This is a genomic window from Borborobacter xinjiangensis, assembly GCF_047739745.1.
Taxonomy (GTDB): domain Bacteria; phylum Pseudomonadota; class Alphaproteobacteria; order Rhizobiales; family Rhizobiaceae; genus Pseudaminobacter.
In genome coordinates this window covers 1-9,975 of sequence record NZ_JBLLVA010000055.1, presented here as the reverse complement: position 1 = coordinate 9,975, position 9,975 = coordinate 1, and the positions used below count along the sequence as shown (strand labels likewise).

General features: G+C 61.7%; 8 protein-coding genes and 1 pseudogene. 5 read left to right on the top strand and 4 right to left on the bottom strand.

Going from position 1 to position 9,975, the window contains the following annotated elements:
- Positions 1 to 528 (bottom strand): right-handed parallel beta-helix repeat-containing protein (locus tag ACLKMW_RS25825; RefSeq protein ID WP_415727387.1); only part of this gene is annotated, 528 nt, incomplete at its 3' end.
- A 793-nt stretch (positions 529 to 1,321) separates the two neighbouring features.
- Complete coding sequence (locus tag ACLKMW_RS25820; protein WP_415727389.1) at positions 1,322 to 2,230, bottom strand: DUF4424 family protein; 909 nt, start codon at positions 2,228 to 2,230, stop codon at positions 1,322 to 1,324.
- A 186-nt stretch (positions 2,231 to 2,416) separates the two neighbouring features.
- On the opposite strand from ACLKMW_RS25820, the pseudogene ACLKMW_RS25815 reads away from it, so the two are divergent.
- Positions 2,417 to 3,102: pseudogene (locus ACLKMW_RS25815) on the top strand (class I SAM-dependent methyltransferase).
- A 703-nt stretch (positions 3,103 to 3,805) separates the two neighbouring features.
- On the opposite strand, the gene ACLKMW_RS25810 reads toward ACLKMW_RS25815, so the two are convergent.
- Entirely contained in the window at positions 3,806 to 4,696 is an 891-nt protein-coding gene (locus ACLKMW_RS25810; protein ID WP_415727386.1) for a LysR family transcriptional regulator, read from the bottom strand.
- Between the two features lie 104 nt (positions 4,697 to 4,800).
- Between ACLKMW_RS25810 and ACLKMW_RS25805 the strand changes: the two genes are divergently transcribed.
- The 4 genes from ACLKMW_RS25805 to ACLKMW_RS25790 are packed head-to-tail and all read left to right on the top strand — an operon-like array spanning position 4,801 to position 9,596.
- Complete coding sequence (locus tag ACLKMW_RS25805) at positions 4,801 to 6,372, top strand: proton-conducting transporter transmembrane domain-containing protein (RefSeq protein ID WP_415727388.1); 1,572 nt, start codon at positions 4,801 to 4,803, stop codon at positions 6,370 to 6,372.
- A gap of 25 nt (positions 6,373 to 6,397) precedes the next feature.
- Positions 6,398 to 8,833: a YbcC family protein gene (locus tag ACLKMW_RS25800; protein ID WP_415727385.1), complete on the top strand. Its 2,436-nt coding sequence runs from the start codon at positions 6,398 to 6,400 to the stop codon at positions 8,831 to 8,833.
- A 55-nt stretch (positions 8,834 to 8,888) separates the two neighbouring features.
- Entirely contained in the window at positions 8,889 to 9,164 is a 276-nt protein-coding gene (locus ACLKMW_RS25795) for a hypothetical protein (protein ID WP_415727384.1), read from the top strand.
- A gap of 48 nt (positions 9,165 to 9,212) precedes the next feature.
- Positions 9,213 to 9,596 (top strand): hypothetical protein, encoded by a 384-nt coding sequence (locus tag ACLKMW_RS25790; RefSeq protein WP_415727383.1) that lies wholly within the window; start codon positions 9,213 to 9,215, stop codon positions 9,594 to 9,596.
- A gap of 42 nt (positions 9,597 to 9,638) precedes the next feature.
- Here the strand turns inward: ACLKMW_RS25790 and ACLKMW_RS25785 are convergent.
- Positions 9,639 to 9,975, bottom strand: a 337-nt coding sequence (locus tag ACLKMW_RS25785; RefSeq protein WP_415727382.1) for a transposase, incomplete at its 5' end; no start/stop codon positions are given.

Sequence of the window (9,975 nt, the reverse complement as noted above, 5' to 3'; positions counted from 1 at the left end):
GACAGCGGCTGTGCCACCATCCTTGGGCGGCAAGAGGATCGTATTGTGTTCGATCAGGTTGCCGCCGCCACCAAAGAGGGTGATTCCGTCGAAGTGGCGATCATCTGGGTTCGAGGATGTGTCGGCCAGATCGTGGATATAGTTATCCTTGATGATGCCGTCGCCTGCCAGCTGGATGCCAATGACCATGCCGCGAATGTCGTTGCCAATCGCTGCGGCTCCATCCCCTCCAATAAGCATTCCTGATGTGCGTGTTGAGCCAGTGCCGTCGATATCATTGTATTCGACACGCAGCCCGGGGGCCTTATCACCTTGAATCCCCCAAGTTGAGAAATTCTGAATGACAGAGTTTCTGATCGTGACGTTCTCCGCCTCGACCGTCAGCATTCCGTTGATGATGACGTTCTCGATGACGGCACCGTCCGTCGTGATGTGCATGGGGCCGGTATACGGCTTGAGCGTGGTGCCCGGCGGAACGCCGCTTGTGGTTGCATCGGGCATGCCGAAGCGGGCTGGTTCAATTGCCATTACTAACCTTTCACTTAATCTTTCATGTCTTAAGCCCCCGGCCCCGCTTTGCCAGTCGACTCCAAGAACCAGCAGAGCAATGAGCAAGCCGGTCTTGGCGAGGCCTGCACCTACCGGGAGCATGCTACCTCCCGCAAGTCACAAAGGTTAACGGTATGTTACCTTGACCTTTAGGGAAGATGGAAAACACATCCGACGAATCTGCGAATAATCGTAAAAAGATAGCGTGTGTTTCGGCGTGCAGTTTTTGCCCTGTTTTTGCAGTAACCGGCATCCGATTTTGACCCTCAATTTTAATTCTGATGCGTCCATTCGTTCTTCTTTTGATTTGTTGGCCTGGGGATAAAGTCGGTGGATGCCGCAAGGTAAGCCGCCTTTCATGTTCAGGGATGGTCGGTCAAGCGGATCAGTGGCGAACAGAGGATCTCGAAACTGGCGACGAAGCACCAGCTTCATCCGGACAAATCAGGCAGTGGAAGCGGCAGGCCATCGCGCGGTGGCCAAGGTGTTGATTTCCACCGAGACCTGGCCCGGGATTTTCGCCCGGAAGTGCTCTCGAACCAATCGCGCAGGAAATGGTCGCTGGCCTGCCTGGCCGCCACCGCATGTCGGAAAGACCGGTCGCGCTGCTTGTGTCCAGGATCGCCACCTATGCCGCTGGAGCGTTCGATCCTGCGAAGCAGCGAGGGCCGGGCGGCGCGGATGGGACCGGCGTTCAGCATGCGCATCTCTGGCGCCTCCCGAACGGAAGCCCAAGCCGCGCCGCTCGTGGCACGGCTTGCGGATCGCGCCCTCAGTCGGTGGTGTAGAAGAAAACCCTGATATCCTTTTCGGGAACGAAGTTCGTCGCGCTCCAGTGCCGGTAGCCTTGCTCGTCGGTGGATGCTTCGGCCGGGCATAGGGCGATCAGTATCTTACCTGGCGCCCACTCCTTGGGTCTGGTCGTGCCTGCGGTCAGGTTGAACCGGCCGATCGACCCCGCGCGGTTCCTGGCTGTGGTCATGATGTAGGTGAGTTCGGCGCCCTCACGATAGCCGCCGCTTGCCTCGATCTCGCCACGCAGCCGATCGTCGACGCAGGCCGTCCCCGCGTGCTCGCCTTCCAGATAGAAGGATTTGCCGTAGTCGGTTCGCCAGCCAAGGAGAGGCCGGTAGTGAATGGACACCGCTGTTTCGCCCGGGGGGAAGGTCCGGCGCCATTCATAGACCGCCTGGTAATCCCAGGCCCGCGTCCGGTTCGGCGGGCCGTGGCCCCACAGCAATCCGGATGCGGCAAGCGCCTCGGCCGTATCGGGATCGAGCGCCTGTAGCGCCTCCCAACACTCGAGATCCACCAGCAGCGGCAGGCCCGCTGCCTGGACTTCGGCGGTGACATCGCTGTTGTTCAGCCATGCGAACTCGTGCAACACCGAGATGAGCGGGCGTCCGTTCACCGCGACGCCTAAGCCGAGATAATTGCGAAGATCCCCGCCGCTCCCCTCTACGAGCTGAACCGATGCGGGGTCGTCCGGCGTCGCGGGCACTCGCGGCAGCGGGAAACCGATCGTGACGGTCTGTTCTTCCCCGGCGCGCGAGACGAACACATAATCGACCCGCACCTCGCCGAGGCTGAGGTAAAGGTCTTTCCGGGCGATGACGATGTCCGCGCTCTGCTTGAACTCGACGCCGGCCGCCCCATAGAGGGCGACCGCGTCATCGCCAATTCTGTGCGCGCACCACAGCGAGCCGATCTAGGTCACGTCGGATCGCGTCAGGCGTACTCGGTGGAATTGGCACACCCTCTGGTGTGCGTAAAGCGGCGAGCCGTCGCGGCGCCTTGCGCAACGCCGGTTTGGTCCTTAATTCGGAATCATAAGCGACAAGGCATGCGGTGGTCAGGGAGAACGCTCATGTCAAATTCCGACAAAGTATTCGCCGGCTCAATACCTGACGTCTACGATGCCTACGTGGTCCCTATCATCTTCAAGTCGTATGCGGCCGATCTCGCTGCTCACGTCAGCGGATCTAGTCCCGAGACCGTTCTCGAAACGGCGGCCGGGAGCGGTGTCGTCCCGCGCGCACTGGCTTCCATGCTCAGCGCGGAGGCACGCTATGTGATCACCGATCTCAACCAGCCCATGCTCGACCGCGCCATCGCTCGGCAAGCGCCCGATCCAAGCATCACGTGGAGGCAAGCCGACGCGCTGCAGTTGCCCTTCGAAAATGAAAGTTTCGATGCCGTGTGCTGCCAGTTTGGCGTTATGTTCTTCCCGGATCGTGTTGCAGTTCCGCCGCCCCGCCCCGCTGGTACGGACGCCGCACGGGTACCATGACGTAGGAGCGATTGAGGCCATTTTACGCTGCTGACTTCCCGACAATCCAAATCGAAACTCTAGCAAAAAGCAGCGTCGCTCCGAGCCCCCGCCACACTGCTATCGCCTATTGCCAAGGAACGCCGCTCCGCAACGAAATCGAGGGGCGCGATGCTGCCGGTCTGGAAAGCGTGACCGAGGTCGCCATGGAAGAAATTGCGAAGGCCAATGGTAACGATGTTGTCTCCGCGAAAATCCAGGCGCATGTCGTTGCTGGTCTTTGACGAGCCGCTTTGAACTTTCCAAGGTACGAGTCAATGCAAGCGCCCAACCCACGCGTCCTGGGGAAGGAAGCTTAGTGCAACAAATGAGCATCGACGGCGCGCTCGCGAACGGCCCCAGAACCACCCGGCTACACTCCCCCTGACACATGGAGCCTGAATACAAATGATCGATGGTCGGGGGGCAAAATCTTTTCCTCCGATAGAGCGGCATGCCGCCACTGCTCGGGCTTCGGTCGTGGACTCGGCGCGTAAAGCTCTAAATCTTTAAAAGCCAAGACTATCGACCACTATCGCCACAAACCATTCGCCCAAGCTATCCGCCAAAATCCGAATCTACGCTCCGGTACTCCACGTCACCCCCACTCGATAGGATCGATCGCCATAAAAATTGTTTTCATTGCAATTTTTTCTTTATTTGCCTGAAAGGCCGGTCCTGAAAGCCATCAGAACTCTACTCTGTTGATTTAATGGACGAGTATCGTCCAAGAAAAATTTTGCGGTCCGGCATCTATCGGCACCGATCGCCCCTCGGCGTAACTCGAGAGGAGGCTCGGCCTTTCTGAACGCGAACCAACAAAGTACCGTCACGAGGCAGTGGTGGCAGAGATGACGGGCCGTATCGAGCACACGCACGAGGAGTCGGTGAAACCTTGCTCACTTCGCTGCGAAATTCCCCGCCGCCATTCGGCGCTACGAAGTGAAACTATAGGTCCGCTGGTGTGATCACGGGATGAACGAGAAGCTGCACCAAAGGATTTGGAAAGCGCCTCGACATAGTGACAGCGTGGAACGTCTCCACAATGCCTGGCAATTGATCGCCTTCCACCAGCACGCCTGCCGCAATCTCGTCTTTGACAACGATTGGTGGGAGAATGGCCAGCCCGATGTCCTCGCGGGCGAGAAGCCGCATCATCGCCATATCCTCCACTTCGGCCACGATCTGCGGCCGGACGCCCACGCGATCCACCAGCGCGTCGAATCCAATGCGGACGCTACTCTCCACCGTCGGCAGGATAATGGGGTGGCTTCGCAGTCGATCCACGAAGCTTGCGGCATGCCCCAACCGATCCGGTGTACCCACGAGGCTGACCGGACGCTCTGCAAGACGGTGCGTGACGAAAGGCATCAGAGCGTCACCTGACGGTGCTTGGTTCAGCAAAACGACATCGAGGTTGAGCGCCTCAAGCGCACGCAACAGTTCGCCCGCGCTGCCCGATCGAAGAATGAGATCGATGTCCGTGCGGCCGAGAACCGGATGCAGGAACTCCATCTGGAAGTTGCGCGACAGCGTAGCAAGCGAACCGACGCGCAGCGCCTGCCGGACTGCTCCTGTCTGCCGCAGCGTGCCCAGCATTTCATCGCCGGTGGCAAAGATCGCGTCGGCATGGTCGAGGACGATCTGCCCGGCCTCGGTCAGATGGAGTTGCCGCCCCCGACGCTCGAACAACGAATGACCAAGGCGCTCCTCGAGTTTGCGGATCTGAACCGACAGGGCTGACTGCGTCAGGTTCAGCCTCTCCGCAGTGCGGGTGAGGTTGCCGTCGTGGGCAACAGCCCAGAAATAGCGCAGATGGTTGTAGTTCAGGGATGTCATACCGTTCGATGATACCGAACGATTCTCTGCAAACAATGAATTTTTATTCGATCCTGCCGATCGATATCGAAGGCATCCGACCGTCAACGATTCAGGGGATTGCCTTGTCGCTTTATCTGCTGCCGCTTTCTGCACCGCTCCTGCTACTTATTGCCGCCGTATTCGGCTTGGTTCGGAACGGCCGACGCCCAAAATTGGTAGCCATCGTCGCAGAAAGTACCGCGTTCGGCGGACTGCTGATAGCGTTGGCATCGCTTACGGTACTGATCCTAAGCGGCGCCGGCGACAGCGGGCTGATTGGACGGGACGGCATCGGCTTGTCGGTACGGCTCGATGCGGTGAGCACGACAATGCTGCTCCTAGTGGCGTTCGTCGGCTGGATCGTCGTGAAGTACTCCTGTACCTATCTCGATGGCGAGGCTCGACAAGGCTATTTCATCGGCTGGCTTTGCGCTGCGCTTGCGGCAGTCCTCCTTCTCGTCCAGGCTGGCAATCTCGTACAGCTGGTCGCTGCCTGGATCGCGACCAGTGTCGCGCTGCATCGCCTGCTGCTGTTCTATCCCGAGCGTGTGGCGGCGCAGCGCGCGGCGCGCAAGAAGCGCCTGTTCTCGACGATCGGCGCCATCGCCCTGGTCAGCGCAGCCGTTCTTGTCGGGATGAGCTTCGGCACGACCGATATCGCTACAATCAACGCGCTGGCCCGGACGGGCGACGACTCCTGGCTCATTGTCGCAACAGCCGCCATGCTCGCGCTCGCTGCGGTCCTGAAATCCGCACAATTCCCGACACATGGCTGGCTCACCGAGGTGATGGAAGCGCCGACTCCGGTTTCGGCTCTGCTTCATGCCGGCGTGATCAATGCCGGCGGCTTCCTGCTGATCCGCTTCGCCGATGTCATGCTTTCGGCGCCCGGCGTTCTGGCAATGCTGGCAATGCTGGGCGGGTTCACAGCGTTGTTCGGTGCGCTCGTGATGCTGACGCAACCTGCGGTCAAGACCTCGCTCGCCTGGTCCACGGTGGCCCAAATGGGGTTTATGATGCTGCAGTGCGGTCTTGCGCTATTCCCGCTGGCGCTCCTCCACATTGTCGCTCACTCGCTCTACAAGGCGCATGCCTTCCTCGCTTCCGGCGGGGCAGTCGAGCAGGTGGCAGCCATTCGCCGCCCCGGACCGGTCGCGGTTCCCAACGGGTCCGCCGTGGGCCGTGCGTTCCTGATCGCACTCGCGATTTACGCAGGGATCGGCGCGGCGTTCGGATTCACCTTCGGCTTCGAGCATAAGTCACCCCAAGCGCTGGCACTCGGCGCCATCCTGATCTTCGGTGTCGCATATCTGCTGGCCGAGGGCCTTGCCGATGCAGCGCCCCGCCCCCTCACTCGCAGGACGGCGGTCTACGCCAGCGCCGCTGCGATCGGATACTTCGCGCTCCAGACCGCCGCCGAATGGCTGACTGTAGGGGTTCTGCCAGCGACGCCGCCGCCGGGTCGGCTGGAGTGGACGCTGATGGCGCTCGCGGTGCTGAGCTTCGGGCTGGTGGCCGTGGCGCAGGCGCTGTTCCTGCTCTGGGCGTCGCACCCCGCCGCCGCCGGACTACGCGTCCATCTCTCCAATGGCCTGTACGTCGACGCCACGATGGATCGCATCCTCGGCGGCTGGTCTGTCTCCAAGGCGTCGTGAACCCATAAGAGCTAGGACAACACCCATGCTGATGACCGCCACCAAATCGCCGCTCCTGTCTCCTGATGTAATCCTTAAGGCGGCCAATCGTGCGGCGCGCGCCATTCCCCCTCTTTGGCCGCTCGCCTCGAGCGTCGCGGTTAACCCTTTCCTGGGCCAGACAAGCGAGCCGCTCGCAACTGCGGCGGCCCGACTGCGGCGCGCGGCCGGCATAGCGTTGACCATGCCGCGGCCCTGGTATGCAGAACGGGTGGGTTCAGGGGAAATCGCCGAGAAAGATCTGCAAGCCGCATTCGAGGCAGCTCCCGCAACCCTCAGGCCGAAGACGTTCGCCGCACTGAAGCAGGCCATCCAGTCTGGACGCCCTAAACCACAAGCGATCCCAACCATCGCCGATCTGGCACGCGATGTCGCTGCGATCGACTGGCCGGGCGTCGTCAACGACCGCATCAGTCGGTGGGCATCCGATTATTTTGATCAGGGCCAAGCGCTCTGGGCCAAAGGACAACAGGGCGCCGCTTACGCCGCATGGCGGATCATCGCGGCCCACGATCTAACGCCTGAAATCGTCGGCCTCGCAGGTTTCGCGCAGAGCGTGGCGGATGCGCCGACGAATGCTGAAGACGCGATTACCGAATGCGTAGCCCGCCTTGGGCTCTCCGAAGAGGCGCTGGAAAGCTATTTCCACCGCCTGCTGATAACGCTCGGCGGCTGGAGCCAGGCCGCCCGCTATCGGCTCTGGCAGACGGAGCTGCGCGGAGGGACCGATGCGTCGGTAACCGACCTGCTCGCAATCCGCCTGACCTGGGAGGCGGCCCTGCTGCGCAAACTCGGCTCCGCGCTCGAGCTCCAGTGGCAGGCTGCCATTGCTGCCTATGCCGAGCCGGTCTCTGCGACTTCGGAGGATGTCATCGACGCCATTCTGCAGGAGGCTGCCGAACGCGCGGCGCAACGGCGGCTGAATTCGCTTCTTACAGGAACGTCTTCGGCTCCGGCCGCACATGGTCGCCCCAGGTTTCAGATGGCCTTCTGCATCGACGTGCGCTCGGAAGTGTTTCGCCGGGCGCTGGAAAGCCTCGATCCCGGCATCCGGACGCTGGGATTCGCAGGTTTCTTCGGGTTGGGCATCGCTCATCGCCGTTTCGCCTCGGACGTCGTGGAGGCGCGTCTGCCGGTGCTGCTTACCCCGGGCGTTTTCACATGCTCCGGAGAGGCGACGCCGGCAGTGGCAAGGTCGGATCTGGCCGCGCGGATCACAGCCCGCGCCAAGCGCGCCTGGCGGCGATTCAAGCTAGCCGCCATCTCCTCGTTTGCCTTTGTTGAGGCCGCAGGCCCTATGTATGTCGCCAAGCTTCTGCACGATGGTCTGGCGCTGACGCGGAATGCCGCGCCAAACGATCCAGCACCGCGGCCGGCCAACGGTCTCGACCTCAACACAAGACTTACAATGGCCACGAGCATACTTAAGGCGATGTCGCTCACCACAGGCTTCGCAAGGCTCGTTCTGCTCGCCAGTCACGGTGCCAATGTGGTCAACAATCCCCATGCAAGCACACTGCATTGCGGCGCGTGCGGCGGGTATTCGGGCGAAGTGAACGCGCGGCTGCTTGCCTCGCTGCTCAACGACCACGATGTGCGGGTCGGTCTTGCCGAGCGCGGCATCGCCATTCCCGAAGATACGTTGTTCTTGGCCGCGCTGCACGACACGACTACCGATGACGTTAAAATCTACGCCGCCGACCACCCCTCTACCGCCCATGCCGACGATGTCGACCAGGCAGAGCGCTGCCTGAAATCGGCCGGCGTTCTGGCGCGGGGGGAAAGGGCCTTGCGCCTGCCGCGCGCCGCAGGCAGCCGGGACATCCCGCATCGCGCCCGCGACTGGGCCGAGCTCCGCCCGGAATGGGGGCTCGCCGGTTGCCAAGCCTTCGTTGCCGCGCCGCGGTCGCGCACGGCCGGGCGCGACCTAGCGGGAACGGCTTTCCTCCACGACTACAACTGGCAGCGCGACGATGGCTTCGGCGTGCTGGAACTGATCCTGACGGCGCCGGTCGTCGTCGCCAGCTGGATCAGCCTTCAATACTACGGATCCACAGTTGCGCCCGACCTCTTCGGTGCGGGCAACAAGCTGCTACACAACGTGATCGGCGGAATCGGTGTGGTCGAGGGCAATGGCGGCCTGCTGCGGACGGGATTGCCGTGGCAATCGGTTCACGACGGCGAAGGGCTGACGCATGAGCCGCTGCGGTTATCCGTGCTGATTGAGGCTCCCCGCGAAGCGATCGGCAGCATCCTTGAACGTCACCCAGAGGTCCGCGCGCTATTCGACAATCGTTGGCTGCATCTGTTCACCCTCGACGACGAAGGCCGCATGGCCTGGCGCTATACCGGAGACCTGCACTGGGAGAGCTGTACCAGCGACGCGAACCTGGAAAGAGTACCTTTGCGGGTGTTCGCGTAATGGACCTTCCGGCCCGACTTGCCACCTTCGAACGCCAAGAGCGGGAGGGCTGTTCTTGAGCACTGCTGCCACATCGACGGAAGCCCCGCCTGCCAATCGCACGGACCATATGTCGATCACCGCGCCGTGCTCGCGACCATGCATGGCGGTTCTGTTCGACAGGCTCGGCCTCATCGTCGGCACTGCGCCGGCTCTGGACACCGATGTGCTCGGCACGTTCACCGGAGAGATTCCCCGCGCTGGTAGCACTCGCGAGGCAGCGATCGCCAAGGCGAGGCTCGGGATGGCGGCGACCGGGCTGCCTCGCGGGATCGTCAGCGAACGCAGTTAAGGACCCCACCCGCATATCCCCTTCGTAACCGGCGGCGGCATCGAACTCATGGTGCTGGTCGACGATGTGCGGGAGATCGTCGTTTCCGAGTATTTGATCGAAGACACGCCCGTATTCGACCATGCCTTCGCAGACCCGAAGGACGAATTGAGCGTATTTCTCGACCGCATCGGATTTCCCGATCACGCGCTGATCGTGAAGGGGGCCGACGCCGGGCTGGCAGCAGGTTTTTGGATCTCGGGGCCGAACCCTTCGACGGAACGCGTGTCGAAATGCCTGCGCGCTCAAGCTCACATACGGTCGCCAAGGACGTTGGCGGCACCATCATTCCGCATCCTGCGGACAGGGTTCAGGAGGACGGGACCATTCTTAACTACGGCGTGTAAGGCCAAACCCTACGCCGGTTCGTCCCCCCGGATCCGCCAGAACTGATCAGGTTCCGGTGGAATTGATTGCAGGTTTCCAAGTCGACAGTCAGGCGGTCTTCGTTTTTGCGCCTTCGATAACCACGCCGCTGGTCGCGTACTTCCACAAAGCAACAAGCAGTTTCCTCGCCAGGGCGACGATCGTGACTTTCCTGGTGCGCGGGCCGAGCCGGCGGACCCTTTCGTGATACCATCGCGCAAGCGCCGAGTCGGGTTGATGACGCAGCCAAAGCCAGGCCATTTCCACGGCGATGGCGCGCAGACGGGGATTGCCCGCCTTCGAGACCCCCTGTTCGTGGTTGATCGTGCCACTCTTCCATGGTGTAGGCGCAAGACCGGCATACGCTGCGACCTGCCGCCTGTTCGCGAATTGCCGGAACAGGCCT